This window comes from Thalassospira sp. (assembly GCF_002709775.1).
In the GTDB taxonomy this organism is placed as follows: Bacteria; Pseudomonadota; Alphaproteobacteria; order Rhodospirillales; family Thalassospiraceae; genus Thalassospira.
This window is the reverse complement of record NZ_PAQR01000007.1, coordinates 60,958-87,562: the sequence shown is the minus strand read 5'-3', so window position 1 is coordinate 87,562 and position 26,605 is coordinate 60,958. Positions and strand designations below refer to the sequence as shown.

24 protein-coding genes are annotated in these 26,605 nt (G+C 56.0%); 10 read left to right on the top strand and 14 right to left on the bottom strand.

All coding sequences use genetic code 11. The features are described from left to right. Positions 1–10: 10 nt before the first annotated feature. The 10 genes from iscX to cysE all read right to left on the bottom strand — a co-directional run bounded on the left by iscX (position 11) and on the right by cysE (position 8,017). Positions 11–208 (bottom strand): Fe-S cluster assembly protein IscX, encoded by a 198-nt coding sequence (gene iscX, locus CMO10_RS03510; protein ID WP_044826680.1) that lies wholly within the window; start codon positions 206–208, stop codon positions 11–13. Between the two features lie 58 nt (positions 209–266). Further along, a complete protein-coding gene (locus tag CMO10_RS03505) occupies positions 267–602 on the bottom strand; it encodes a ferredoxin family 2Fe-2S iron-sulfur cluster binding protein (RefSeq protein WP_297018890.1) in 336 nt (111 codons plus the stop codon). Between the two features lie 153 nt (positions 603–755). Continuing rightward, positions 756–2,654: a Fe-S protein assembly chaperone HscA gene (gene hscA, locus CMO10_RS03500; RefSeq protein ID WP_297018889.1), complete on the bottom strand. Its 1,899-nt coding sequence runs from the start codon at positions 2,652–2,654 to the stop codon at positions 756–758. Positions 2,655–2,679: 25 nt separating this feature from the next. Further along, entirely contained in the window at positions 2,680–3,300 is a 621-nt protein-coding gene (gene hscB, locus CMO10_RS03495) for a Fe-S protein assembly co-chaperone HscB (protein WP_297018888.1), read from the bottom strand. A gap of 153 nt (positions 3,301–3,453) precedes the next feature. Then, on the bottom strand, positions 3,454–3,795 hold the full coding sequence (locus CMO10_RS03490) for a HesB/IscA family protein (protein WP_044826600.1): 342 nt from the start codon (positions 3,793–3,795) through the stop codon (positions 3,454–3,456). 44 nt (positions 3,796–3,839) lie between these two features. Then, on the bottom strand, positions 3,840–4,244 hold the full coding sequence (gene iscU / locus CMO10_RS03485; RefSeq protein WP_044826599.1) for a Fe-S cluster assembly scaffold IscU: 405 nt from the start codon (positions 4,242–4,244) through the stop codon (positions 3,840–3,842). 62 nt (positions 4,245–4,306) lie between these two features. Continuing rightward, positions 4,307–5,530: an IscS subfamily cysteine desulfurase gene (locus tag CMO10_RS03480; protein ID WP_297018887.1), complete on the bottom strand. Its 1,224-nt coding sequence runs from the start codon at positions 5,528–5,530 to the stop codon at positions 4,307–4,309. A gap of 28 nt (positions 5,531–5,558) precedes the next feature. Next, entirely contained in the window at positions 5,559–6,686 is a 1,128-nt protein-coding gene (locus CMO10_RS03475) for a cysteine desulfurase family protein (RefSeq protein ID WP_297018886.1), read from the bottom strand. Between the two features lie 49 nt (positions 6,687–6,735). Then, the gene (locus CMO10_RS03470) at positions 6,736–7,218 is read right to left on the bottom strand and encodes an Rrf2 family transcriptional regulator (RefSeq protein ID WP_044826596.1); all 483 of its coding nucleotides are present in this window, start codon (positions 7,216–7,218) and stop codon (positions 6,736–6,738) included. Positions 7,219–7,297: 79 nt separating this feature from the next. Continuing rightward, positions 7,298–8,017, bottom strand: coding sequence for a serine O-acetyltransferase (gene cysE / locus CMO10_RS03465; RefSeq protein WP_297018885.1), 720 nt, complete (start codon positions 8,015–8,017; stop codon positions 7,298–7,300). Positions 8,018–8,261: 244 nt separating this feature from the next. Between cysE and CMO10_RS03460 the strand changes: the two genes are divergently transcribed. Beyond that, complete coding sequence (locus CMO10_RS03460) at positions 8,262–8,900, top strand: alpha/beta hydrolase (protein WP_044826594.1); 639 nt, start codon at positions 8,262–8,264, stop codon at positions 8,898–8,900. 40 nt (positions 8,901–8,940) lie between these two features. On the opposite strand, the gene CMO10_RS03455 is transcribed toward CMO10_RS03460, so the two are convergent. After that, positions 8,941–10,056 (bottom strand): anhydro-N-acetylmuramic acid kinase, encoded by a 1,116-nt coding sequence (locus tag CMO10_RS03455; RefSeq protein ID WP_297018884.1) that lies wholly within the window; start codon positions 10,054–10,056, stop codon positions 8,941–8,943. Positions 10,057–10,190: 134 nt separating this feature from the next. On the opposite strand from CMO10_RS03455, the gene CMO10_RS03450 reads away from it, so the two are divergent. The 4 genes from CMO10_RS03450 (at position 10,191) to tyrS (ending at position 13,768) form a co-directional block, all read left to right on the top strand. Beyond that, positions 10,191–10,754, top strand: coding sequence for a TetR/AcrR family transcriptional regulator (locus CMO10_RS03450; protein WP_297018883.1), 564 nt, complete (start codon positions 10,191–10,193; stop codon positions 10,752–10,754). A gap of 98 nt (positions 10,755–10,852) precedes the next feature. After that, the gene (locus tag CMO10_RS03445; RefSeq protein ID WP_297018882.1) at positions 10,853–11,623 is read left to right on the top strand and encodes an SDR family NAD(P)-dependent oxidoreductase; all 771 of its coding nucleotides are present in this window, start codon (positions 10,853–10,855) and stop codon (positions 11,621–11,623) included. An 83-nt stretch (positions 11,624–11,706) separates the two neighbouring features. Then, positions 11,707–12,369, top strand: coding sequence for a cupin domain-containing protein (locus CMO10_RS03440; protein ID WP_297018881.1), 663 nt, complete (start codon positions 11,707–11,709; stop codon positions 12,367–12,369). Between the two features lie 145 nt (positions 12,370–12,514). Continuing rightward, positions 12,515–13,768 carry a tyrosine--tRNA ligase gene (gene tyrS, locus CMO10_RS03435; RefSeq protein ID WP_297018880.1) on the top strand — a complete coding sequence of 418 codons (1,254 nt, stop codon included), beginning with the start codon at positions 12,515–12,517 and terminating at the stop codon, positions 13,766–13,768. 76 nt (positions 13,769–13,844) lie between these two features. Here tyrS and CMO10_RS03430 read toward each other — a convergent pair whose 3' ends face one another. Beyond that, positions 13,845–17,381, bottom strand: coding sequence for a YhdP family protein (locus CMO10_RS03430; protein WP_297018879.1), 3,537 nt, complete (start codon positions 17,379–17,381; stop codon positions 13,845–13,847). Positions 17,382–17,655: 274 nt separating this feature from the next. Here CMO10_RS03430 and CMO10_RS03425 point away from each other — a divergent pair, with 274 nt between their 5' ends. From CMO10_RS03425 to adhP, 5 genes are all read left to right on the top strand, one after another. Then, complete coding sequence (locus tag CMO10_RS03425) at positions 17,656–20,631, top strand: bifunctional [glutamine synthetase] adenylyltransferase/[glutamine synthetase]-adenylyl-L-tyrosine phosphorylase (protein ID WP_297018878.1); 2,976 nt, start codon at positions 17,656–17,658, stop codon at positions 20,629–20,631. Between the two features lie 91 nt (positions 20,632–20,722). Continuing rightward, positions 20,723–21,187, top strand: coding sequence for a thioredoxin-dependent thiol peroxidase (bcp, locus tag CMO10_RS03420; protein WP_297018877.1), 465 nt, complete (start codon positions 20,723–20,725; stop codon positions 21,185–21,187). A gap of 230 nt (positions 21,188–21,417) precedes the next feature. Beyond that, on the top strand, positions 21,418–22,188 hold the full coding sequence (locus CMO10_RS03415; protein ID WP_297018876.1) for a PleD family two-component system response regulator: 771 nt from the start codon (positions 21,418–21,420) through the stop codon (positions 22,186–22,188). 136 nt (positions 22,189–22,324) lie between these two features. Beyond that, positions 22,325–23,152 carry a ferritin-like domain-containing protein gene (locus tag CMO10_RS03410; RefSeq protein WP_297018875.1) on the top strand — a complete coding sequence of 276 codons (828 nt, stop codon included), beginning with the start codon at positions 22,325–22,327 and terminating at the stop codon, positions 23,150–23,152. 140 nt (positions 23,153–23,292) lie between these two features. Continuing rightward, on the top strand, positions 23,293–24,315 hold the full coding sequence (adhP, locus tag CMO10_RS03405; RefSeq protein WP_297018874.1) for an alcohol dehydrogenase AdhP: 1,023 nt from the start codon (positions 23,293–23,295) through the stop codon (positions 24,313–24,315). A gap of 57 nt (positions 24,316–24,372) precedes the next feature. Here the strand turns inward: adhP and CMO10_RS03400 are convergent, their stop codons facing one another. After that, positions 24,373–24,894 (bottom strand): methylated-DNA--[protein]-cysteine S-methyltransferase, encoded by a 522-nt coding sequence (locus CMO10_RS03400; RefSeq protein ID WP_297018873.1) that lies wholly within the window; start codon positions 24,892–24,894, stop codon positions 24,373–24,375. Between the two features lie 2 nt (positions 24,895–24,896). Further along, entirely contained in the window at positions 24,897–26,384 is a 1,488-nt protein-coding gene (locus CMO10_RS03395; RefSeq protein WP_297018872.1) for a DNA-3-methyladenine glycosylase 2 family protein, read from the bottom strand. Between the last annotated feature and the right edge of the window lie 221 nt (positions 26,385–26,605).

Genomic DNA, 26,605 nt, shown 5'->3' with positions numbered 1-26,605 from the left:
CTCATCAAAATCAGTCTTCGCGTTCGTCGATCCAGGCCATCTGGATGGCTTCGAGAATTTTCTCGTTCGATTTCGCGGGATCGTCTTCGAACCCTTCAAGCTCAGTGACCCATTTATGCAGGTCGGTGAAGCGAAGGTTGAGGTTATCCTTGTCAGGATGGGCTTCCTCAAGCTCGATCGCGATGTCCTGAATATCTGTCCAACGCATATCTGTCTCCTTTGGCGCCAGGGCGGTCACCCGCCCGGTCAGCAGAAGGTGATAAAACTTACTTGTCGACCATCATGTTACGGGTCGCGGACGGCAGGGTCACGCGCAGGCCGTCAAGCTCGTCGCTCATGATGATCTGGCAGCCAAGNCGCGANGTTTCNGTCAGGCCAAAGGCAAGATCAAGCATGTCTTCTTCGTCTTCGGACGGCTCGTCNAGCTTGTCNAACCANTCTTCGTCNAGAACNACGTGGCAGGTCGANCANGCCAGCGAACCTTCGCATGCGCCTTCNAGNTCAATGCCNTTCTTGTGGGCAGCTTCCAGAACGGACAGGCCGTCGGCAACTTCGAATTCCTTTTCGGTGCCATCCGGCTCAACAAAAACGATCTTAGGCATCTGTGCCTTTCTCCTCGGTAATACTTGTCGTTCGATCTCTGTTTATACGAAGCAGTGCTTCGCACTTGTCCGGCCCTGACCTTGGCGGTTGTCGGGGACAATCGCCGCAGTTCGCCGGTTTGTCAATTCTACCGGTGTCGATTAATTCACTTCCTAGTTCACTTCATCGACATTTTGCCCGGCAAGTGCCTGGCGGATCCGGCTATCCATGCGGGCCTCGGCAAACGGGCGCGAGGCATTTTCAAGCGCCTCGGCGGCGTCATTGATCGCATCGCGGTCCTCGCCGGCCATGGCCGTTTCAAGGTTGTTAATCGCCTGATTGATATTGGTTTCGTCTTCTGCGGTCAGAAGCGCCTTGTCCGCTGCCATCGCGGCGTTGACCGCCAGAATGTTACGGCGGGCTTCAACGCGGGCCTCGGTCAGGACGCGCATTTCCATGTCTTCGCGGGCATGCATCATGCTATCGCGCAACATGGTCGCCATATCGGTTTCGTTGATGCCATAGGTCGGCTTGACCGCGACTTCCTGTTCGGTGCCGGTGGTTTCTTCGCGGGCCGAGACAGTCAGAAGACCATCAGCATCGACATTGAACTGCACACGAATGCGCGCGGCCCCTGCGGCCATTGACGGAATGCCGGTCAGAACAAAGCGCGCGAGCGAGCGGCACTGATCAACCATTTCACGTTCGCCCTGCACCACATGGATCATCATGGCCGACTGGCCATCCTGATAGGTAGTGAATTCCTGTGCCTTGGCGACCGGGATCGGGGTGTTGCGGTCAATGACCTTTTCAACAATCCCGCCCATGGTTTCAAGCCCAAGCGACAGCGGCGTGACATCCAGAAGAAGGTTGTCTGAACCACCTGTAAGGGCCTCTGCCTGAAGGGCCGCGCCAAGGGCGACAACCTCGTCCGGGTCGATGTCAGACAGCGGTTCCTGTTCAAACAGATCGGCGACGGCCTTGCGCACGGCCGGCACGCGGGTCGAACCGCCCACCAGCACGACACCCTTGACGTCTTCGGGCAGGATATCGGCGTCATCAAGGACCTGTTCGGTGATCGCGGTCGTGCGAGCGACCAGCTTGGCGATCATCGCATCAAACTGTTCACGGGTGACCGTATGTTTGGTTTCCGTGCCAGAAAGCGCCACGGTGACCTCGACACTGTCCTGATCGGTCAGGCTTTCCTTGACCGTGCGGGCCGCCTTGAGCAGGCGTTTGGCATCAGACGCATCCAAATCATCGGTCGCCCCGCCATCCTTGCGTTCCGCCAAAAGATGTTCGGCAATCGCGTGATCGAAATCATCGCCACCAAGGGCCGCGTCACCGCCGGTTGCCTTCACCTGGAAGACACCCTTCTGCATTTTCAGAAGCGAGATATCAAAGGTCCCGCCGCCAAGGTCATAAACGGCATAAAGCCCCTCTGCCCCGTTATCGAGGCCATAGGCAAGGGCAGCGGCCGTCGGTTCATTGACCAGACGCAGGACTTCAATCCCGGCAAGCTTGGCAGCATCCTTGGTCGCGGTACGCGCACCATCATCGAAATAGGCCGGCACAGTGATCACGGCCTTTTCGACCGACTGATCAAGGCTTTCTTCCGCCCGCGTACGTAAGGAACGCAGGATATCGGCAGAAACTTCGACCGGGGTCAGAACCCGCTTGCCGACATTGAGGCGCACCATCGTCGGTTCGCCGTTTTCGGTCTCGGACTCTTCGGGCACTTCAACGTGATAAGGAAGTGTACCTGCCACCGATTTGACGTCTTCAAGCCCACGGCCCATCAGGCGTTTGACCGATGATACCACGCGGCTGGCATCAGAATTGATCTGATCACGCGCGGCCTCGCCGACCACCGGGGCATCATCGCCGTAATAAACCACAGATGGCACAATCGCATTACCACCGGATTTATCGCGCAGCACTTCGGGCTTTTCCGAGTTCGAGATCGCGACAACCGAGTTGGTCGTGCCAAGGTCGATGCCGACAGCGATCTGGCGTTCTTCCTCGTGCGGGAGCGGGGTTTCGCCCGGTTCGTGGATTTTTAGCAAAGCCATCTTTACGTCCAGTCTTTTTCTATGATCAGGCAGCGGCAAGGCGCGATTTCTTCGCGCGCGCTTCCTCGGTCATTTTCATCAGGTATCTCAGGCGGGTGGCCAGTTTTTTGGCCGCGTCATAGGATTCGCCATCGAAGGCCGCCTCAAGGTCCTTTTCACAGGCACGCGCCTGTTTGCGGGTATCCTTGATCATGGCATCGATGGTGCTTTTATCTGCGGCATCATCAAGGGCCTCACGCATTTCCATCGCTTCCATCAGAAGTTCCGGATCATTGACCGTGTGGCCTTCGCCGCCTTCGGGCTCATGACCGGCCTGACGAAGCATGTAATGCGCGCGTGCGACCGGGTTTTTAAGCGTCTCGAAAGCCTCGTTCAGGCTTGCGGCCTGTTGCGATGACAGGGCCTGCTCACGGCCGGATTTTGAGGCAAACCGGTCGGGATGAAGCAATTGCTGCTGCTTGAGATAGGTCGCTTCCATCGCATCGACATCAACCGCAAAGGATTTTTCCAGGCCAAAGCGGGTAAAATGATCCAGCTGGCCCGGGGCCTGAATGGCGTTGCAGGTTTCGCAAAACAGTGCGCTTGCTTCGACCGGCCCCTTGCAGGACCAGCAAACCTTGTGCGCAGATTGTTCGGTGTTGCTCACGCGATGCACTTCCGAGGATTAAAAAACAAAAACAAATCAGTTCAACAAGGCGAAAGCTGACCGGTATTCGGTCACATCACCCTTTTCAGGCGATGGCCCCGGCGATGTCGCCAGGGCCATAACCATTCAGAAAGCAGGGAAAGCCCGGCCTGATCAGACGTGGAAGGATTCCCCGCAACCACAACGACCTTTTTCGTTGGGGTTCCGGAAAACAAAGCCTTCTTCCATCTTGTTGACCTCGTAATCCATCTCTGTGCCAAGCACGAACATGATGGCTTTCGGGTCGATCAGGATGCGCACGCCGTCTTCAAGCTCGACGACTTCTTCGAAGCCATCGGCACCATCCGCATATTCCAGCGTGTAGGACAGGCCCGAGCACCCTTTGCTGCGCACACCAAGCCGGATGCCGTGCGACGGTTTCCCACGGCTATCAAGCAGTGCCTTGATGTGATCAAGGGCAACCGGTGTGACAGAAATCGGTGACGGTAGAGCCATTGTATTCTCCCAAAATTCCGAAAACGGTGGGGAGTGGGCGCTGCTTATTCAGCAGCGTCCACGTCCGCTGCGCCGTTTTTGGTTTTATAGTCGCTGATTGCAGCCTTGATCGCGTCTTCGGCCAGGATCGAGCAGTGAACCTTAACCGGCGGAAGTGCGAGTTCCTCGGCAATCTGCGAGTTCTTGATCGAACCGGCTTCGTCAAGCGACTTGCCCTTGACCCATTCGGTGATCAGCGAGCTCGACGCAATTGCCGAACCGCAACCAAAGGTCTTGAACTTCGCATCTTCGATGATGCCTTCCGGGGTCACCTTGATCTGCAGCTTCATAACGTCGCCGCAAGCAGGCGCGCCAACAAGGCCGGTACCGACAGAAGATTCGTTCTTGTCCATGGAACCGACGTTGCGCGGGTTTTCGTAATGGTCGATCAGTTTTTCACTATAAGCCATGGTTCTTCTCCAATAATCTTTTGGTCTCTCTCACGAGACGATGACGTTAATTCAGGCGCTTCTTAGTGCTCAGCCCATTCGATCGACTTGATGTCGATGCCTTCTTGGGCCATTTCCCAAAGCGGGCTCATCTCGCGAAGGCGCTCAACGGCAGTGCAGATCGCATCTACAGCTTCGTCGAGTTCTTCCTTGGTGGTGTAACGGCCAATGCCAATACGCAGCGAGGTGTGTGCAAGTTCCTCGTCGACACCAAGAGCACGCAGAACATAAGACGGTTCCAGCGACGCAGAGGTGCAGGCAGAGCCCGAAGATACGGCGATGTTCTTGATGTCCATCAGAAGGCTTTCACCTTCGACATAGGCAAACGAGATGTTCAGGTTGCCGCAAACACGTTCATGTTCGTCACCATTGACATAGATGTCTTCGAGACGGTCACGGAAACGCTGAAGCGTGTAGTCACGCAGCTTCTCGATACGGGCGTTTTCTTCGGCCATTTCATTGGTCAGAATGTCACACGCCTTGCCAAGGCCCACGATCAGCGGGGTCGGCAGCGTACCCGAACGCATGCCGCGTTCCTGACCACCACCGGTGATCTGTGCAATCACACGCACACGCGGACGACGGCGAACGTAAAGAGCACCAACGCCTTTCGGACCATAGATCTTGTGACCGGAAATCGACATCAGGTCGATTTTCATGTCATCAACATCAAGGTCGATCTTGCCAACCGCCTGCGCACAGTCGGTATGGAAGAAGACTTTGCGTTCACGGCAGATTTCGCCGATCTCCTTGAGCGGCTGAATGACACCGATTTCGTTGTTCACACCCATGACAGAGACAAGTGCGGTTTCGTCGGTGATGGCAGCCTTGAGTTCTTCAAGGTCGATCAGGCCGTTTTCCTTAACGCCAAGATAGGTCACTTTGTAACCTTCCTGCTCAAGGTGGCGGGCACTGTCGAGCACGCATTTATGTTCGGTCACGACCGTGATCAGATGCGGCTTCTTCTTGCCGTAGAACTTCATCACGCCCTTGAGTGCAAGGTTGTTGGACTCAGTCGCACCCGAGGTAAAGATGATTTCCTTGGCCGATGCGCCGATGATCTTGGCAACCTGGCCACGTGCCACTTCGACCGCGTCTTCCGCTTCCCAGCCAAAGCTGTGGTTGCGCGAATGCGGGTTACCGAATTTCTCGGTGAAATACGGCAGCATTGCCTCGACAACCCGCGGGTCGGTCGGCGTCGTCGCCTGGTAGTCCAGATAAATCGGCTTTGCTTTAAGCTCGTTCATTTTAAAGGCTTCCTCACTCACTCTTTNGTCAGGCAGCGTGACGCGNNTTCTTACGCGCTGCATTGCCCCTCATCCGGCTCCAAACTCGGACAAATGTATCAACATCTTCGTTGGTGCTTTCCAGCCCCAGACTGACCCGAATGGCCGAGCCCGGCTCGTCAACACCCATCTCCTTGAGTACGTGACTTTCACGTACCTTGCCTGATGAACAGGCTGATCCCGAACTGATGGCCACACCTGCCAGATCCAGTGCCATCACCTGGGTTTCCCCGGGCATTCCTGGCAGGATCAGGCAACTTGTATTCACCAGTCGCTCCGTTCCCTTACCGGCGATCAGAAGCTCAGGCGCCTCTGATGCCAATTCCGTTTCAAGGCGATCGCGCAATTTCGCGACATCCACCATTTTTGCCATGCTGGCTTCCGCACGTTTGGCCGCGGCCTCAAAACCTGCGATCCCGATAACGTTTTCCGTGCCACCACGACGGTATTTTTCCTGCCCACCGCCCCGGATCTGAGGGACCAGCATCACACCCGGCGCAATCGCCAGCGCACCAACGCCTTTCGGACCGCCGATCTTATGGGCCGAGATCGACACCATATCAACCAGCAAGCGGCCCATATCCACCGGCACACGCCCCAGCGCCTGAACGGCGTCGCAATGGACTTTGGCACCATATTCACGGGCCAGCAGACCGACCTTGGCAACCGGCTGAATAACGCCGGTCTCGTTATTGGCCAGCATGACCGACACCAGAACCTTCTGCCCCGCGTCCGATGCGTCTTTGAGCATCGCTTCAAGGGCTACCAGATCAATCACACCATTGGCATCCACCGGGATGCGTTTGGCATCGGACCGGGCTTCGATGACCGACGGATGTTCTATCGCACTGGTAAATACGGTGACATCTTCCAAACCGTTCAGCGCCAGATTGTTGGCCTCTGTCCCGCCGCTGGTGAAAACGATCCGTTCGGAATCGCCGCCCACCAGATCGGCAATGGTGCGACGTGCATGATCAACGATCTTGCGGGCCGCACGGCCACTGGCATGAACCGAAGACGGATTACCTGCAACATCCATCGCAGCGAGCATGGCCTGCTTTGCTTCCTCGCAAAGCGGCGCGCTGGCGTTGTAGTCGAGATAAACCTGGTCGGCCATCAGTTTAAAATCATCCTTATTCGCATCTGCCCTCGATATAGAGGAGCATTTACTGTGCCGCAACCTGTGACGGCTCTTCAATTTGGGTTGTTTTACCCGGGAAAGTCCGAAGCGTGCCGGCAACATTGCGATCCACGACATCGGCCAAGCTTACAGAGGCCAGATACAGGTAAATCTGGTTGCCAAGCTCTTCCCAGAGTTCGTGGGTCTGACAGCGGCCACGATTGGCCTTGCAGCCCTTGGGGGATCCGGACTTGCAACGGGTTGCACGGATCGGTTCATCAACAGCCAGAATGACATCGGCAACACGGGTTTCCGTGGCATTGCGGGCCAGCAGGTAACCACCACCCGGGCCGCGCACTGAACGGACCAGACCGCCCTTGCGCAATTTGCCAAACAGCTGTTCAAGATATGAAAGTGAAATTTCCTGGCGGTCCGCAATATCTGCAAGTGCGACCGGCCGGTCCTTGCTGCTTTCAGCGAGATCGACCATCGCCATAACGGCATAGCGGCCTTTGGTACTCAGCTTCACGGTGCGTCCTCCTGCCTTGCTTTCGGGTTACCCCACAAGCGGGCTTTTTCGTTCACATTGCGCGATGAATGCGCAAATTCTATTCCGATGATGCGACGATGCGCGGTTTCTCGGGCGTGTTGTCTTCGCCAGCCTTTTCGGCCTCAAGCGCAACAACCTTGTCGCGCAGCGTCTGAACTTCACGGCCGAGTTCCTCAAGGGCACGCGCCACCGGATCTGGCAGATCGCCAAGCGGCGTACCGTACGCGCAGAACCGGTCATCCTGTTCACGGCGAACCATCTTGGCCGGGATACCGACCACTGTCGCCCCTTCGGGCACTTCGCCCAGAACAACGGCATTGCCACCAACACGGGCATTCTTGCGCACGGTGAACGGGCCAAGGATTTGCGCGCCAGACCCGACAATCACACCGTCCTCAAGGGTCGGGTGACGTTTCAGGCCGCGCTGGCCGTCGCTATTCACACTGGGCGACGTCCCGCCAAGGGTAACCCCTTGATAAAGGGTCACATCATCTCCGATCTCGGCGGTTTCGCCGATCACGACACCCATGCCATGATCAATAAAGAAGCGTTTGCCGATCGTGGCACCCGGGTGAATTTCAATCCCGGTCAGCCAGCGCAAAATCTGCGACAGGAAACGTGCTGTCAGGCGGAAACCGCGCTGCCACAGCCAATGTGTCCCGCGATAGCCCATGATCGCATGAAACGCCGGATAGCTGATCACGACTTCCCAACGGGATCGCGCCGCAGGGTCACGGGCAATCATCGCGTCAATTTCCTGACGAATTAGCTTGAACATGGGGCGGTCCACTGTGTAATTAGTACCTTCGATTCCCGGCAACCGCACCTACCCCCGGCCTCGCGCATTTCGCGAAACGGGTGAGACAGGCACCAACGGGTTAGCCGGAATATAGGATAACCGAGTAACTTGGTCAAGTATTTGCCCAGCGCAATTTATGCACAAAGTCGAAAAAACTTACAAAAACACTCGGATATTTTTGTTGCACACATCTTTCCATTCGTGGACAGGAGCAGTCTGATCCATGCCTGAGGTCATTTTTAACGGCCCCGAAGGTCGCCTTGAAGGTCGCTACCATCATAACGGCGCTGACGATTCGCCCATTGCACTCATCCTCCATCCGAACCCGCAGCAGGGTGGCACAATGAATAACAAATTGTGCTTCAACATGTTCAACATGTTCAAGGATCGCGGCTATTCCGTCATGCGGTTCAACTTCCGTGGTGTCGGCCGTTCGCAGGGCGTGTTTGATCAGGGCATCGGCGAATTGTCGGATGCGGCATCCGCCCTGGATTGGATGCAGACCTATAATGCCAATGCACGCGCAACCTGGGTTGCCGGTTATTCGTTCGGTTCGTGGATCGCGATGCAGCTTCTGATGCGTCGCCCGGAAATTGACGGTTTCATTTCCGTTGCCGCCCCGGCAAGCGAGCAGGACTTCACGTTCCTCGCCCCCTGCCCGTCATCCGGTATCCTGATCCACGGCACCCAGGACACCAACATTCCGGTCGCATCCGTCAACAAGCTTGCTGACAAGCTCAATGCCCAGAAAGGCATCGAAGTTGACATGTGCGCGATTGACGGTGCCGATCACTATTTTGCCAAACAGCAAGATGAAGTGATCAAGCAATCGGCGGCTTATCTCGACAAGCGCGGCGCCTAAGCACTGCTTGCCTGCAAAAGCCAAACGAAAGGCCGCCTGATCAGGCGGCCTTTTTTGTGGGGTAAAGCTTGCCACCGCAACAGGGCTCCGGAACGCCTGTGGTTCCGGGGAAGCTGAGCGGCAAGTCACGCAAATGGCGGACCGCCAGAAATCCGAAACATTCCGCCTCAACCGCATCACCATCCCAATCCAGTTCATCAACAGATCGCACCGGCACGCCAAGACGGCTACCAAGCGTTTCCATGATGTAATCGTTATGACGTCCGCCCCCGCATACAAACCAGCTTTGCGGTGCCGCCGGCAGATGGTTTACTCCGGCCACAATGGCGGCCACCGTACAGTTGGCAAGGGTTGCTGCACCATCCGGGACATTCAGCTTGGCTTCAACCACCAGACCGTCGATGCGTGCGGCCATATCTTCGCGATCAAGGGATTTGGGCGGGATACGGTCAAAATATGGGTCTTCAAGGAATTTGACCTCGACCATCGGATCGCCGGTGCCCGATGCCGCCGTCGCCCCGTTGAGATCAACCGGATTACCGGTATAGCGCAACATCCAGTCATCAAGCCGTGCATTACCCGGTCCGCAATCAAAAGCCAGCAGTTGGTCATCGGCATCAATATAGGTCACGTTGGACACCCCACCAATATTAAGCACCGCCACGGGCACATCCACCCCGGCACTTTTCATCAGGGCCGCGTGATAAACCGGGGCCAAAGGCGCACCTTCGCCACCTGCCGCGACATCGGCCAGCCGAAAATCCGCCACCACCGGAATACCGGTTTTTTCCGCCAACATATGCGGTGTCCCGATCTGACGGGTCAGACCCGATGCCGGCTCGTGAAACACAGTCTGCCCGTGAAAGCCGATGATGCCGATTTCACCTGGCGACATTCCCGCCTTGGCAAGTAACATGTTAACAGCATAAACATGGATCTGCGTCAGATCATCGGCCACAACATGTTCGGAGTTGGTTGCACTGCGATTGCCAAAACATCCACGCATCCGCTCACGCAATTCCGGGGCATAGGGCACGAAAACAGACTGACCCAACCTACGGACTTCAACGCCATCGGTTTCAATCAGGGCCGCGTCCACACCATCAAGTGACGTGCCGCTCATCATGCCGATTGCCGTGATCCAGTCTTGTGTCATGTCGTGCCTCGTAATTCGATAAGAGCGGCAGCTTATCGTTGAACATCAAAAGGCGACAAGGATGAAATCGCGGGTGGCTCATTGTGCGTTACATCAAACTTGACTCCCGCAAACCTACCTGTTAGTAGGTTGGCATGGACACAAAAACAGCCCTTCTTGATTCAGCAGAAACAATCGCACGTCAGCGCGGTTTTGATGGTTTCAGCTATGCGGATTTGTCAGCAGCCGTTGGCATCCGCAAAGCCAGTATTCATCATCACTTCCAAACCAAGGCCATCCTTGGTCAAGCGATGATGGAACGCTATCGGATCTCATTTGATGATGCCCTGTCTGAAGTCAAACGTGGTACGAACAGTGCCGCAGACCGACTTCGTGGCTATGTCGGGCTGTATCAAGACGCACTTCAGGGCGGAAAAACAATCTGCCTTTGCGTGGCGCTGAGTTCGGATCGAAACAGTCTTGATGACGCAACATTGAACGAGATTTCACGCTTTCATGCCATGAGCCTCGCCTGGCTTGAAACCCTGTTTGATGATGCGAAGTCAGATGGGTCGATCAAAAGTGTAATGGATAGCAAACTGGAAGCTGCGCAATGCCTTGCACTTGTCGAAGGCGCACAGCTTATGGCCCACGCCCAACACGATGTTGATGTTTTCATATCGGCAACTGAACTTTTGCTGGCGCGAGTCAGCGCCTGAGATAATCGTCGAACCAGACACTCGAAATGACGACAGCCCAAGAGACCCGTCGTCTTTTTTTAACCCCATCCAACCTTCCAACTAGTAGGTAGCAAACTATGACCTTTGAAAACAAGACCGCAATTATCACCGGCGCCGGTTCCGGTATCGGCTTTGCAGTTGCCAAACGCCTTCACGATGCAGGTGCAAATATCGTAATGAATGGTCGCAACGCCGCGAAACTTAAGGCGGCGTCAGAAACCATTTCGAATGCATCAGATCGCATTAAACTGGTAGCAGCCGACATTGCCCTGCCAGAAACGGCTAACATGCTGATTGAAGTCGCCGAAGATGCCTTTGGCGGGGTGGATATCCTGATCAACAATGCCGGTGTGTTTGAGCCCAAACCGTTCCTCGAACTCAGTGAAGCCGACTATGACCGGTTCGTTGATATCATCCTGAAGGGTAAGTTTTTTGCCGCCCAAGCCGCTGCCAAATCCATGATCAAGCAAGGTGGCGGCACCATCGTGCAAACCGGATCGATCTGGGCGCTGCAGGCGATTGGCGCAACACCGTCGGCGGCGTATTCTGCGGCCAATGCCGGTGTTCATCAGATGGTCAAAAACCTCGCGATTGAACTTGCCCCACACAATATCCGCATCAATGCAGTCGCCCCTGCGGTTGTGGAAACGCCTGTTTACAACACGTTTATGACTGAGGAGCAGGTCAAGGAAGTCCTGCCGGGCTTTAGCAGCTTCCACCCGCTAGGTCGCAATGGGCAACCCGCCGATATCGCCGAGGCCATTCTGTTTTTGGCCTCCGGTCAGGCATCATGGATTACAGGAACGGTTCTGCCGGTTGATGGCGGCGTGATGGCCGGGCGTAATTAACCCGCACTGGCAGCCCAGATATTTAAGATCGAATTTGGGCTGCCGTCTTTGTCCCCGCCCCTGATGCAAAAGGGAAAGACGTTATGTTGTTGAATGCTGACTTCACAAAAAGGGTTGTTATCCGGCCCGACGATTATCAATGGCAAAAATCGCCTGCCAATGGCGTGGAGCGCATGATGCTTGATCGCATTGGCGATGAAGTGGCGCGTGCCACCACCATCGTTCGTTTTGCCTCGAATTCCTATTTTGACACCCATACCCATGATGGTGGCGAAGAAATCCTTGTCCTTGATGGCGTATTCTCCGACGAGACCGGTGATTATGAAGCCGGAAGTTACCTCCGAAATCCAATTGGCACCCGCCACAAGCCGTTCACCAAGGATGGCTGCACGATCCTTGTGAAACTGCATCAGTTTGATGCGGATGACAAAGCACAAATCAAGATCGACACCAAGAATGCGACCTTCCTGCCCGGCATCGCGCCGGGGCTGTCGGTTTTACCGCTTCATGAATACGGCACAGAACACGCCGCATTGGTGCGCTGGCAACCGGGTACGCAGTTTTCCGCCCATCGTCATTGGGGTGGCGAGGAAATTTATGTGATCGAAGGCACGTTTGCCGATGAGCATGGCGCCTATCCGCAGGGAAGTTGGCTGCGCAGCCCGCATCTTAGTTCCCACGCGCCTTACACCGACGAAGGATGCCTGATTTATGTGAAGACCGGGCACCTGCCTGAAGCAGCCTAACGTCGGAAAAACACATCTGAAAACCGAGATGGGCAACTGATGTTGGTTGCATCGTTGCCCATTTTGCTACGAATGTGCTAGATCATCGCCTCCGCACCAATTGGCGGCTCGAATTTTCTATCACAACCAACATAGCGCAAAAACCATGACTGAACTGAAGTCTGATTTTCTCCGCGTCATGAATGACCGCGGTTACATCCACCAATGTACTGATCTTGAAGGCCTTGATGCCTATGCATCGGATAACACGGTGGTGTGCTATGTGGGCTATGATTGCACTGCAGACAGCCTGCATGTCGGATCGCTTGTGTCGATCATGATGCTGCGCTGGTTGCAGAAAACCGGCCATAAGCCGATCGTCCTGATGGGCGGCGGCACAACGCGCGTTGGCGACCCGACCGGTCGTGATGATGCGCGCCCGGTTCTGACCGACGAAATCATTGGCGCCAACATGGCCGGCATCAAAAAGGTCTTCCAGCAGTTCCTGACTTTTGGCGATGGCCCGACCGATGCGGTTATGGTCAACAATGCCGACTGGCTGGACAAGCTGAACTATATCGAGTTCCTGCGTGATTTTGGTCGCCATTTCTCGGTCAACCGCATGCTGGCATTTGATTCGGTGAAGCTGCGCCTCGAACGTGAACAGTCGCTGAGCTTCCTTGAATTCAACTACATGATCCTGCAGGCCTATGACTTCGTCGAACTCAACCGCAACTATGGCTGCACGCTACAGATGGGCGGATCGGACCAGTGGGGCAACATCGTCAATGGTGTTGAACTCGGTCGTCGAGTGGACGAGAAATCGCTGTTTGGCCTGACCACACCGCTGATGACCACCGCGTCGGGTGCAAAGATGGGCAAGACCGCGGCCGGTGCCGTGTGGCTCAACGAAGAACGCCTGTCGTCCTATGACTACTACCAGTTCTGGCGCAACACCGAAGATGCCGACGTCATCAAGTTCATGCGTCTGTTCACCGAGATGTCGCTCGAACAGATTGCCGAATACGCCAAGCTTGAAGGATCGCAGATCAACGAAGCCAAAAAGGTTCTGGCATTCGAGGCCGTCAAGCTTTGCCGTGGCGAAGAAGCAGCCCTGGCAGCGGCGGAGACTGCCCGCAAAACCTTTGAAGAAGGTGTTCTGGCCGATGACCTGCCGACCGTTGAGGTCGCCAAGGCCGATCTTGATGCCGGTATTCCGGCCTTTGATCTGTTCCGTCGCGCCGATCTTGCCAAATCGGGTGGTGACGCGCGCCGCTTGATCAAGGGCGGCGGTGCCAAGATCAATGACGAAAAAGTCAGCGATGAAAACGCAAACATCACCTCGGATGCGCTCAATGCTGATGGCGTGATCAAGGTTTCGGCGGGCAAGAAACGTCACGTCCTGATCAAGCCGGTCTGATCCAGACAGACACACAGAAAACAAAAGCCCCGCCGATCATCGTGCGGGGCTTTTTTGTGTTTGGCAGGATGCCGACTTAGCCCGGTTCAGCACCGGTAATCAGGTTGCGGAAGACCCCCGGCACGAAGGTCGAGAGTGGATTGACCGTAATGTCCGGTTCATCCAGATCGCCCTCAATCGTGTAGGTCGGGGCAAAGATACCACCGCCCTCTTCACCAACCAGAATATCCCCAAGGATCGGTATGGCACCAAGGGCCGAGTTCAGCGCATAGATCGGAACGATCGAGCCCGCCAGACGGATTTCCGATTTCGCCAGATCAATCGACCCGTTCGCCGTCACCCCAACAGCCGACCCGTTTGCCGCCACCTTGGACAGTGCCAGCACATCATTCACATAGGTGAATTCGCCATTCAGCTCGTTAAAGGAAATGCCGTTGCCCTGCAAAACATCGCCAAGCCCGGTGAGTGATGCGGCACTCAGCACACGGGCCGCAATCGGTGCATTGACCACACGGAATTCTGCAATGCTGGCCTGACCGCTAAAGGGTTGGGCAAAGTCGCGCTCATCGACCGTGCCTTCAATCGTCATGCGCCCACCCAGAAGATTGTCATACATATCCACTGCACGCAGGAAGCGACCAGCGTCCTCGCTGGTGAGTGTGACCTTGCGGGTCTGGAAATCTTCGCGGGTGACTTGCGCAAACACATTGGCCCGATCACCAAATGCCCCATTCAGAACAAGGCGATCCCATTCCTGCCCGACCGTGTGGATGGAGCCACGCACATCGGCCAGCAGCTCGCCATTGGCCATGACCATCTGTTCGATATTGAGGAACACCTCGGTGCTGCCACCGCTACGCTCTGCGCGTTCGCCAATGCCGCCGGTGTTGGCGCCTGAAAGATCGTTGCCCGCGTCATCATCGCCTGCCTCATCGCCAACGATCCACGGCGTCGCGATCAATTGGCGGGCGGTGATTTCAAGTTCGCGTTTTTCAGTTTCCTGACGCAGGGTGATCTTGCCATCATTCAAAAGCGGCGGCTCGCCCTCCTTCAGAAGGAAACCACCAGCCTCAAGCGCGACGAGATAGTTCTGATCAGAAGGTGCTGTGTCTTCGGCAGCATCATCGGCCCCGACACTTTCGATGAAGGGACGCAGATCAAATTGCGCACCGCTCAGATCGACGACCAGCCGGTCACCTTCTTCCATGCGAACGGAACCCGAAACGTCAATATTTTCGCGAAAACGGGTGTTTTCCAGTTCAACAAACCATTTATCGGCCATGGCGTTATCACCGCGCCAACTGCCACGCCCCTTGGCCTCGAGTGCCGGGGCGATCACGCCAAAACTGTTTACCGCACCACCACCATCAAACTGAACGGCAACGTCAAACTTCGCGGATGCCGCCGACCCCGGTTCCTTGCGATAGCCAACCGTTTCGATGGGTACGGACAGGCCGACATTGGCCAGATCGACATCCCCGACAACGCGAACGCGATCAGAGGCCACACGGATATCAAGATCGCCCTTGGCCATTCCGTTCAGATACGGTCCCGGATCAAGTTCGATATCGGGCAACACGGCAAGGTCAAGATCACCAGACAGCTTGTAGTGACTTGTTACCGCAGCGTTGGCATCAAAAGTCTCAACCCAGTTGATGTTGGTTTTGCCCTTGCCGACAGTTGCCGCACCAGCAAGTTCGAGGCCCTTGGTATTGACCTGCAGTTCGAAGCTGCCATTGGCGATATCCATGCCACGAAACGCACCGTCAATCGCAGCATTTTCAATGCGCGAGGCCGCCGCCACATCGACATCATCAAAGGTCACATCACGCAGAAGCGGGAAATGCAGCCGCACCCGCGTCGCCTGATCGCCACTGATCTTGGCCGGATCAATGCCAAGCCGGGTGGCAAAGCCAAGTGGTTTGGCCTCGATCAGTTCAAGTGCCTTGCGTGCGCTACCCTGTGCGACGATTTCGATGTCGGCATCGGGTTTAGGTTCATCAAGCTTGGTAAAGATGATGCTGGCGTCAGTGACCTGAATGCCATCAGCCTCTCCAGTATTTACAAAGATGCTGAAACTGGTTTCGTCAAACTCTGCACGTCCGGCAGCATTCAGAACATCAGGCATCTCACCCAGATAATGCACAGTGATGCCCGACATCGTCATCTGACCACCAAGGTCATCAAGAACAACCTCGCCGGCATCATCCTGATGCAGTTCTGTGTGCATGGTCGCCTGATGGACGATACCCTCGGACAGATTGGTTACAACCCAAGTGCGGGCATCGTCGCCAACACCTTCGGGCCACAGGCGATCCAGCTCATTGGTCGGAACATCGGTCGCCGACAGGTCAAGATTGACCTGCCACTGGCCGAACGGGTCAAGCACCACGCCCTGCAGTTTCGCCGATGCGTCACCGACATTAAGAACCACATCATCAAGGCTGAACCGACCCGGCACATAGCTCGTGACGATCTGCCCGTCAGTCACGCGATAGGTTGCGCGTATTTCTTCCGGGAAGGTAATCACGCCACTTCCAACCGTCAGATCGGTCGAGGCCGAGATCAGCTCACCCGTGGCATCAAGGCGGGCATTGAGCTTGCCCGATACCGGCACATAGGCATCATGCAACTTCTCAAACAGGTCGGAGATGCTGACAAGATCGGCAAGTTCGATCTCGCCAATATCGGCTTCAAGATCAACATCGCCGGTTTCGATGCTGTAATCGCCGGTCACGCGGACCTGCGTGGAAATATCCCCGGCACTGACCTGCATGGAGGCCTCGGCGCCAATCCCGAAGGCGCGTCGCGACAACAGGATGTCGGCCTGCGGTGCGGCCCAGACAATACCGATTTTCTCGTCACGGACTTCAAGGTCCGCATTAACGATCCCGAAGCTTTCGAAATAAGCCGCCGCCGGAATGTCGGTGCGTTCGCCCGACAGGATGGCAAAGATATCGTGCAAGACCGGATTGCCGGACCGCTCGACTGGTTCGGCGTCATTACCTGCGGTTTCGGTCCCAGTAACTGGCGGTTCCGCGACTGTATCCGCGGTTTCTGGCGCGTTCGGCAGTTCGATCACGACGGACGATCCACGTCCCTTATCGTAGGCCTCCCCGGTGGGTGCGGTCGCGCCGTCCCCGTCCCCCTCGCCATCCGCAAGTGTCGCGACATCTTCGACGGCTTCTTCGGCGATATAGCCGACATCAATGGTGCCATCGGCACTGCGCTCAAGACGGATGCGCGGGCCGATCAGATTGAGTTCACGCAGGGCCAGCACGCCTTCAAACAGTGCCTTGCTTGAAAACACGACGTCGGCTTCGGGGACGTGGAGGATTTCCTGATTATCGGGGCCAAAGATGCTGACGCGGCGCAGGCCGACGTCAAACTTTTCATCCCAACCGCGCCAACGCAGAACGACATCGTCGACCGCCAGCCGGTTATTGCCCATCGATTGATTAAGGTGATCGACCAGATACGGGGTCAGCCGGTGTAAAGACACAGGTTCCTGGGACAGTCGCCAGATCGTGACTGCCGCGAACACGCCGACAAACAGGACGATGGCTGATAAAGTCAGCGCCAGCCATCCGGCAAAGGTCTTAACGTGGCGCACTCATTTTACCTTGTGTTCCCGATGTCATATGAAGCGATATCAATAACTTCTATCTTCTGGTGTGGTTGTCGATGCGTTACTGACAACCATATTACCTGAAAGTACCAGACCGCTATTGATCTATACCCCTTTTTGTCCGATCACAGAAAAGCTAGAAACAGATAAGATATCCTGTTGATCAGGACGTCCAACTCCTTGCTGATATTATGCAATCAGGTGCAACCCTTTGCATAGCGCGGTTTGTGACCATTTCGCAATACAAGGAACGCAAAAAGTGTCTCTTTCCTGGATTTCACAGGACCTGCCCAAAGCCTTCGATTCCGACCGTGTTGCCAACGCGTTCGAACGCTGGAACACACTTGCCGACCGACCGGTATTTGAAAGCCTGTCAGATAAAATTGGCGAGATTGCGTCCAATCCCCAAAAACGCGCGGTTCTTGAGGCGCTGTTTGGCAACAGCCCCTATCTGACCAATCTGTGCCTGCGCGATCCCGACACGGTCTGTGACGTTTTTGACAACGGTCTTGATCAGGCGTTTGCCAATGCACTCGAACCGGTCCACATCAGCGCCGATTCCCGCGACCTTGATCAGGCCACCACCATGGCAACCGTGCGCCGGGCGAAACGCCGGGCGGCACTGGTGATTGCGATGGCTGATATCTGCAAGGCCTGGCCGCTTGAAAAAATCACCTCGGCAATCAGTGACACGGCCGAGCAAACCCTTGATTTCACCATGGCGCATTGCCTGTCGGCCATGGCGCGCCTGCGCAAATATGACCTGCCGAGCCAGGAAAATCCGCTTGAAGGATCGGGCATCTTTGCCATTGGCATGGGAAAGCTGGGTGCTGGCGAGCTTAACTATTCATCAGATATCGACCTGATCTTCCTGTATGATCAGGATGTCGTGACCTACCTTGATCCGGACCGTATTCAGCAGGATCTCGTGCGTATGGTGCGCGACATTACCCGGATCATGGAAGAACGCACAGGTGATGGATATGTCTTCCGCACCGACTTGCGCTTGCGTCCCGACCCGGCGTCGACCCCGCCGATCCTGTCGATGATTGCAGCCGAAACCTATTACGAAACCGTCGGGCAGAACTGGGAACGTGCGGCCATGATCAAGGCGCGCATCGTCGGTGGAGATCGCAAATCAGGTAACGAATTTCTTGAAATCCTGCGCCCGTTTGTCTGGCGCAAGCATCTTGATTTCATTGCCATTCAGGACATTCATTCGATCAAGCGCCAGATCAACGCGCACAAGGGCGGCAGCAAGATCAATATTCCCGGCCACAACGTTAAACTTGGCCGGGGCGGCATCCGCGAGATCGAGTTTTTTGCCCAGACCCAGCAATTGATCTGGGGCGGGCGCGAAATTGCGCTACGTGGCAAGGCAACCTGTGACACGCTGCGCACCCTGACCAAATTCGGTCAGGTATCCGAGGAAGTCCGCAATGAAATGGTTGCGGCCTATGAATTCCTGCGGACTGTCGAACACCGCCTGCAAATGATCAATGATCAGCAGACCCAAACCCTGCCCGATACCGATCAGGGCTTGCTGGCACTGGCGACCTTCCTTGGATATGAAACGCTTGATGCCTTCAAGGCTGACTTGCTGCTTCATCTGCGCAATGTTGAAAACAACTATGCCGAATTGTTCGAAGATGACGTTCCGCTGGCCGGAAGTACGGGTAATCTTGTTTTCACCGGGACCGAGGACGATCCCGACACGCTTGAAAACCTGCGTCAGATGGGCTTTGAAAATGCCGAGAATGTCTCGGTCACGGTGCGTGGCTGGCATCACGGGCGCTATCGCGCGACCCGGTCGCGCCGGGCGCGTGAAATCCTGACCGAACTGATGCCGACCCTTTTGGGCGCACTTGGCAAAACCACTAATCCGGATATGGCGTTTCGCGCCTTTGATGATTTCCTCAAAGGTTTGCCGGCTGGGGTGCAGCTGTTTTCACTGTTTACCGCCAATCCGCAATTGCTGGAACTTCTGGCCCAGATTGCCGGCACGGCGCCGCGCATGGCGAAATATATCGGGCGTAATGCGGCCGTGCTTGATTTCGTTTTGATGGCGGGCTTCCACGAAGAACTGCCCGATGCCGATGCGATGCTGGCAGAACTTGATGCCCGACTGTCGCGTGAAGACATGGTCGAAGACTGGCTTGATGCCGCACGGCGCTGGGCCAACGATCAGAAATTCCAGATTGATGTTCAAACCATCGAAAACCGTCATACCCCGCACGAAGCTGGCCGCGCCTTGGCCGATGTGGCTGACGTTGCCATTCGCGCGCTTTTCCCGCGCATTGCCGATGACTTTGCCGCCAAACACGGCAAGTTTTCTGACGGAGGGCTTGCGGTGTTTGCGCTCGGCAAACATGGTGGGCAGGAACTTTCGCCCGGTTCGGACCTTGATATGGTGTTTATCTATGAGGCGCCCGAAGACGCCGAAGAGTCCGATGGCGAAAAGCCGCTGTCACCCGGGCATTATTACATCCGGCTCAGCCAGCGCTATATCAACGCCCTGTCCGCACCGACGGCCGAAGGGGTTCTGTTTGAAACCGACCTTCGCCTGCGTCCGAGCGGATCCAAGGGGCCGCTTGCGACCCATTTCAAAAGCTTTGAGACCTATCAGAATAACGAAGCTTGGACGTGGGAACATATGGCGCTGACCCGCCTGCGCGCTGTTTACGGGCCCAAGGCGCTGTGTGACAAGGTGCTGGCGACCACCAATGACGTGCTGTGCAAACAACGCGATCCCGACCAACTGGTCCGTGCGGTCTATGACATGCGCAACCGCATGGAAGCGGGCAAAGGCGACAATCACCCATGGGCGATCAAGATGCGCCGCGGCGGGTTGGTCGATCTGGAATTCATTGCGCAATATCTGCAGCTGCGTCATGCCCATGACCATCCGGAAATCCTGTCGCCGACCACGCGGGTGGTTTTCAAAAACCTCGCGACGGCAGGTATTCTTGAAGCTGACGAAGCCGAGTTTCTCGCCAACTCCTCCTCCTTCTGGCTCGCCTTGCAGGCAATGCTACGCCTGACCACCGAAGGCCCGTTTGATCCGGAAAAAGCCAGCGAGGATTTGCAAAAAATGCTCGCCAATGCCGGGAAGTGCGACGATTTCGCGAGCCTGCAGGAAAAGATGGAAAGCACGGCAAAGCGCATCAAAGATATCTATGACCGCGTGATTGCGGAGCCGGCCGAAAAGATCGCCCCGTCGGATGCACCACAATGATCCAACAGCACTTGCCAAGCTTATAAGGGTTTGTATTTTCACGGCTGCATATGACACATCCAAGCAGCCTCGATCAGATAAAGGATAGACCATGACAGTTGATGTTGGTGACAAGGCCCCGGATTTCGAACTGCCAACCGATGGCAATGGCAGCGTGAAACTGTCTGATCTGGCAGGCAAGCCGGTGGTGATCTATTTCTATCCCAAGGACATGACCCCGGGTTGCACGACCGAGTCCTGCGAATTCCGCGATGCCGAACCTGATTTCAGCGCGGTTGATGCGCAGATTATCGGCATTTCCAAAGACAGCGCGGAACGCCACGACAAGTTCAAGGCCAAGCATGATCTGAACTTCATTCTCGCCTCTGACGAGAACGGCACCACCTGCGAGGATTATGGTGTCTGGAAGGAAAAGAACATGTATGGCAAAAAATTCATGGGGATCGAGCGGTCCACCTTTGTCATTGATGGCAATGGCGTCATTCGCAATGCCTGGCGCAAGGTAAAGGTCAAAGGCCACGTCGCCGAAGTGCTTGAGGCGGTTAAATCCCTCTAGCCGCTGCCTATTTCAGTTTGAAGGCCCGGTCATTTGATGCCGGGCCTTTTTGTTTGGCTGTATCGTAAAATGCACTTTTCCAAACGGCTTATATCACCTTCTGCTTTACTGATTTTGTTGCCATGGCCCCGATGTCGGGCTAGAAATTTAGGCACGGGAGTATTAGGTGTTCGGTTAGTCACCTAATCGGGGAAAAACAAGCCGGGATTGCCGGCAAAGCAGGTACAGCAATGAACAAGAATGTTGTCGATCTTGACGATCAGATGCTTTCGGACTTTCGCGACGAAGCCAATGACATCATCAATTCCATCGATGTGATTTTGCAAAACGCACGCAGCAAGGGTGAACCGGGTCATCTGACCGCCATCCAGCGCGAAGTTTTCAATCTGCGATACAAGGGCAAGTCCGTTGCCGCACCGCTGATCAACCTGACCAGCCATCGCCTTGCCGACTATGTCACGACGTGCAAGGAACTGAACGAAGGCTCGATCAACGATATTCAGGCCTTTGTCGACAAGATCGAGAGCTTGCTGGCTGGCGACATGAGTGCCGGTGGCAAGGACACTGCCGAGTTCGTCCGTGAACTGCCGTCCAAACGTGCCCCTGATATCGATCCGAACTGGCTGGCCAAGGCCAATGTCGAGGCGCTTCTGGTTATTCCGCAGCGTTCGATGGCAACCATTCTGGAGCGCGAGCTGGCCGCTTGTGGCTATCGCAGTTCAGTCACGCAGACCTCGTTCGAGGCGATCGAACTTGCCGTGCGCACCCGCCCGGATTTCATCATCGTTGCCAAAACCATTGATGAGCTGAGCGGTGTTGATCTGGCCAACGCCCTGCAGGCGATGCCAAAAACACGCGGCATTCCGACCGCCGTTCTGACCTCGGATGCGCCGAACCATCCGTCGCTTCAGGACCTGCCATGCCGTACCGCGATCATCCGCAAGGGCAATGCCTTTGGCGAGGACCTGGCAGAGGCACTGGCGCGCTTTAACATCACCTGATTGCGCGTTCGCTGATTGATTATAAAGGGCGGTCCGGATTTGAGTTCGGGCCGCCCTTTTTGTTTGCCAATTGACCCTCGAGCGCGCAGATGGCAGACAAAGTGCAGATTTTGCCATCAACATAGACCAGACGATCATGACCAAGCTGACCCTTGCCGAAGCCGCGAAAAAGGCCCTTCTGACCGAAGACGCCACCGAGAAGGCCGATATCACGGCCGAAATGGCTGCCATGTGGCGCAGTGGCGAGATCAGCGAAGTCGGATCAACCGACCTGCCCGATCGTCCCGGCCGTCCGGCAAAGCCGGAACTACTTCCGCCCAACAAGATGCCCAAGCGCAAGAAAGGAAGCGTTCAGGGCCGCATCGGGCTTTTGCATGCGCTGGCTCATATTGAACTCAATGCAATTGATCTGGCGTGGGATCTTTGTGTCCGCTTTCCCGAGGCCAACATGCCGCGCGATTTTCATGAAGCCTGGGTTCAGGTGGCCGATGACGAAGCCCGTCATTTCAAGATGATCAGCAAGCGCCTTGGGGAACTGGGTGCGGCCTATGGCGATTTACCTGCCCATGACGGGTTGTGGCAGACCTCAATGGACACGGCCTATGACGTCCTGCCGCGTCTGGCCGTGGTGCCGATGGTGTTTGAGGCCCGCGGCCTTGATGCCACCCCGCCGACCATTGAACGGCTTCTGGCGCATGGGGATACGGAAAGTGCGCGTATCCTTAAGATCATCGCCCATGATGAAATCGCCCATGTCGCAGCCGGTCGAAAATACTACGAATATATCTGCGATCAGCGCGACCTGCCCTATTACACCACCTGGCATGACATGCTGCGCAAACATTTCCGCGGGCCGCTCAAACCGCCGTTTAATGACGAAGCGCGCTATGAGGCGGGAATGCCACCCGACTATTATCAGGACTATGTCCTTGAGCTGCCCGACATTGATGAAGACAGCGCATAAACCGGCGCAAACTTTAATAATTAAATCATCAGACAATTGACTCACCTCATGGTGAGGGCCCTTGAAATCAACGACACTCCCCGGCGCAATATTTGACGAAATCGTTTGTCTTTGTGCGTCATCAGCAAGGAGATGTCACCATGCCCTCCACCATGAAAGCCGCCGTTGTTCGGGAATTCGGCAAGCCCCTGTCGATTGAAGAAGTCACCGTGCCCAAGGTCACGCCGGGAAAAATCCTGGTCAAGATTGAGGCATCCGGTGTCTGTCACACTGACCTTCACGCCGCCGAAGGCGATTGGCCGGTCAAACCGAACCCGCCCTTTATCCCCGGTCACGAAGGGGTCGGCATCGTCGCCGAAGTCGGCGAAGGCGTTAAATCCGTCAAGGAAGGCGATCGTGTGGGCGTGCCATGGCTGCATTCGGCCTGTGGTCATTGCCATCACTGCATCACCGGCTGGGAAACCCTGTGCGGTGAACAGCTCAATACCGGTTATTCCGTCAATGGCGGCTTTGCCGAATATGTTCTGGCCGATCCGGATTATGTCGGCCACCTGCCCGACCCGCTTGAATTTGGCAATGCCGCCCCGGTCCTGTGTGCCGGTGTGACAGTCTATAAGGGGCTCAAGGAAACCGAATGCAAACCCGGCGAGACCGTGGTGATTTCCGGTGTCGGCGGGCTTGGCCACATGGCTGTGCAATATGCCAAGGCCATGGGTATGAAAGTCATTGCCGTTGATATTGCCGATGAGAAACTCAAACTCGCCAAGGACCTTGGTGCCGACTGGACCCTGAATGCGGCCGAGGCCGATGTTGTTTCCGAAGTGCAAAAACAGATGGGTGGCGCCAATGGCGTGCTGGTCACAGCCGTTTCACGCGCGGCCTTCAAACAGGGTGTTGGCATGCTAGGCCGTGGCGGCACGATGGCGCTTTGCGGCCTGCCCCCGGGAACGTTCGAACTTGATATTTTCGATACCGTCCTGTCGCGCAAAACCATCCGTGGATCGATTGTCGGCACCCGTGCGGATTTGCAGGAAGCCCTTGATTTCGCGGGCGACGGCAAGGTGCATTCCCACTTCACGACCGAGCCGATGGAAAACATCAACTCGATCTTTGATCGTATGCGCGATGGCAAGATCGATGGCCGTATTGTCATGTCGATCTGATCGACCGATACATCACGACCACAAAAGGCTGCCATCCGGCAGCCTTTTCTTTTGATTTCAGGCCGCTTTGGCCCGCATGGCGGCTTCATGATCGAGCAACCATTTCTTGCGCTCAAGCCCGCCAGCATAGCCGGTCAGTGTGCCGTTTGATCCGATCACCCGATGGCAGGGCACGATAATCGAAACCGGGTTATGGGCATTGGCACGGGCCACGGCCCGCACAGCCTTGGGATTGCCCAACTGATCAGCCAACCCGGCGTAAGACAGGCTCTGACCACTCGGGATCGTGATCAGCGCATCCCATACCGATTTCTGAAACGCGGTGCCGACCATATTGATAGAGTCCATCGGCAACGGCCCGACGATGCCTGCGAAATAGCCATCCAACCACTTGATCAATGGCGCGGGGGCCGTACCGCCCTCCTCCCATTCAAGGTTTTTGAAACGGCGGTTCTGGATGGTGTGGAGGCGGTCATCATTGTCTTCGAAATCAAGATGCACCAGCTTACAGCCAATGCTCGCAAGCGAGAGTTTGCCGATCGGGCTGGCATAACGCATGACATTAATCTGGGTGGACATCATCATTCTCCTTCCAATGCGGACCAAAGATACTGCGCGGCATAGGCCCGCCAAGGCCGCCAGTTTTCCGAAATGCTTTCCAGCGCCTTGGGTTTGTCCGGACCGCCGCCCATGCCTGATGCCTTAAGGATGCCAAGGTCGGCGGCCGGAAAGGCATCGGGATCACCAAGCCCACGCAGACCAAAGTAATTCAGCGTCCATGGCCCAATCCCCTTGATCGCAGTCATGATGGCAATCAGCTCATCCCCGGATTTCTGATCGCAATCGGGGCTGGCAAAAAGGTCAATGACATCCGCAAGGGTTTGCGCCCGGCGCGTGGTCAGGCCAATCGGGATCAGTTCCTGCCCGATCAGGCTTTGCGGCGTCGGAAACACATGCGTAATGCCGGTTCCGTCCACCAGATCATCTGGCAAGGCCTCGCCAAAGCGTGCCACCAGCCGGCCGGCCAAGGTGCGTGCTGCCGCGACCGAAACCTGCTGTCCCAAAACCGCCCGCAGGGCCAGTTCAAACCGATCCCAGCATCCCGGCACCCGAAGGCCCGGGCGTTTTGCCACCAAGGGGGCGAGCAAGGCATCCTCGGCAAATTGGGCGGTGATGGACGGCACATCGGCATCCAGATCAAAAAGCCTGCGGACCCGTGCCCCGATCTCCAGCACCGCTTCGCGCGCCAGGCCGCGCAGGATGACATCCACACCACTTTGATCAGCACTGAAATGACAGATCATCAAGCCAACCCGACCATCAAACTTGAAACCGCGCACATAGATGCGGTCACACACCGTCTCAAGGCCCGGAATGGCGCGTGCACGGAAGAAGGCCAGAAGATAGTCGGCATCAAACGGTTGGCGGGCGCGCAGACGTAAAATCAGATCGTCATTACGCGCGGCAAACGGATCATCCGTGTCGGGCTTTCCCTGTGCCTTGGTTTTGATGCCCCGGCGAAACGCGGTTGGCGCCTGCCCATAGGCCTGCTTCATCGCATCATTGAAGCGACGCAAACTGCCAAAACCGGCAATATCGGCGATTTCAGTCATGGTCAGGTTGCTATCGACAATCAACTGACGGGCACGCAGCAGTCGCCGTGCCTTGGCGTGTTCTTGCGGGGTGACGCCGGTATGGTCCTTGAAGATGCGGCGCAAATGCCGGTCACCAACGCCAAGCCGATCTGCCAGACCCGCGATCGAGCCATCTTCAAGCGCCCCCTGATCAATCAGCCGCACCGCACGGGCCACGGTGGCGTGCACACCGGCACTTGCCGGGCTGCCCGGTGCAGCTTCTGGCCGGCAGCGCAGGCACGGGCGAAAGCCGTGTGCAATGGCGGCCTCGGCACTGGGATAGAATTCGACATTGTCACGCTTGGGCGTGACGGCCGGACAGATCGGGCGACAGAAAATCCCGGTGGTCCGAACCGCGGTGTAAAACCGCCCGTCAAACCGACGGTCCCGGGTTTTGAGTGCCTGATAGCAGATATCGTTATTGAGCTGTTCCATGCCCGGCAGTTTACCAGAACCGGCAAACAAAACTCGCCAGATTCGGACTCATACGTTCCAAATCTGTTTTGCAGACACAAACACAATACCTTTCAACCTTGGCGTTCAATCACCAAATACTCAACAAACAAGCATAGTCCCTAAATGGGGATGTTTTGGCGTCGTCAACAGAACTAAAAACTATACCAAAGGTTAATATTGACGCTGTCGAAACCTGGGCG

What these genes read in the sequence shown, in the direction of transcription:
- cysE (WP_297018885.1), bottom strand. Translation starts at nt 8,017, where the DNA reads ATGTTCAAGCTAATTCGTCAGGAAATTGACGCGATGATTGCCCGTGAC.
- iscX (WP_044826680.1), bottom strand. Translation starts at nt 208, where the DNA reads ATGCGTTGGACAGATATTCAGGACATCGCGATCGAGCTTGAGGAAGCC.
- CMO10_RS03415 (WP_297018876.1), top strand. Translation starts at nt 21,418, where the DNA reads ATGAACAAGAATGTTGTCGATCTTGACGATCAGATGCTTTCGGACTTT.
- CMO10_RS03480 (WP_297018887.1), bottom strand. Translation starts at nt 5,530, where the DNA reads ATGAACGAGCTTAAAGCAAAGCCGATTTATCTGGACTACCAGGCGACG.
- iscU (WP_044826599.1), bottom strand. Translation starts at nt 4,244, where the DNA reads ATGGCTTATAGTGAAAAACTGATCGACCATTACGAAAACCCGCGCAAC.
- CMO10_RS03450 (WP_297018883.1), top strand. Translation starts at nt 10,191, where the DNA reads ATGGACACAAAAACAGCCCTTCTTGATTCAGCAGAAACAATCGCACGT.
- adhP (WP_297018874.1), top strand. Translation starts at nt 23,293, where the DNA reads ATGCCCTCCACCATGAAAGCCGCCGTTGTTCGGGAATTCGGCAAGCCC.
- CMO10_RS03490 (WP_044826600.1), bottom strand. Translation starts at nt 3,795, where the DNA reads ATGGCTCTACCGTCACCGATTTCTGTCACACCGGTTGCCCTTGATCAC.
- CMO10_RS03440 (WP_297018881.1), top strand. Translation starts at nt 11,707, where the DNA reads ATGTTGTTGAATGCTGACTTCACAAAAAGGGTTGTTATCCGGCCCGAC.
- hscA (WP_297018889.1), bottom strand. Translation starts at nt 2,654, where the DNA reads ATGGCTTTGCTAAAAATCCACGAACCGGGCGAAACCCCGCTCCCGCAC.
- CMO10_RS03455 (WP_297018884.1), bottom strand. Translation starts at nt 10,056, where the DNA reads ATGACACAAGACTGGATCACGGCAATCGGCATGATGAGCGGCACGTCA.
- CMO10_RS03410 (WP_297018875.1), top strand. Translation starts at nt 22,325, where the DNA reads ATGACCAAGCTGACCCTTGCCGAAGCCGCGAAAAAGGCCCTTCTGACC.
- tyrS (WP_297018880.1), top strand. Translation starts at nt 12,515, where the DNA reads ATGACTGAACTGAAGTCTGATTTTCTCCGCGTCATGAATGACCGCGGT.
- CMO10_RS03400 (WP_297018873.1), bottom strand. Translation starts at nt 24,894, where the DNA reads ATGTCCACCCAGATTAATGTCATGCGTTATGCCAGCCCGATCGGCAAA.
- bcp (WP_297018877.1), top strand. Translation starts at nt 20,723, where the DNA reads ATGACAGTTGATGTTGGTGACAAGGCCCCGGATTTCGAACTGCCAACC.
- CMO10_RS03395 (WP_297018872.1), bottom strand. Translation starts at nt 26,384, where the DNA reads ATGGAACAGCTCAATAACGATATCTGCTATCAGGCACTCAAAACCCGG.
- CMO10_RS03445 (WP_297018882.1), top strand. Translation starts at nt 10,853, where the DNA reads ATGACCTTTGAAAACAAGACCGCAATTATCACCGGCGCCGGTTCCGGT.
- CMO10_RS03460 (WP_044826594.1), top strand. Translation starts at nt 8,262, where the DNA reads ATGCCTGAGGTCATTTTTAACGGCCCCGAAGGTCGCCTTGAAGGTCGC.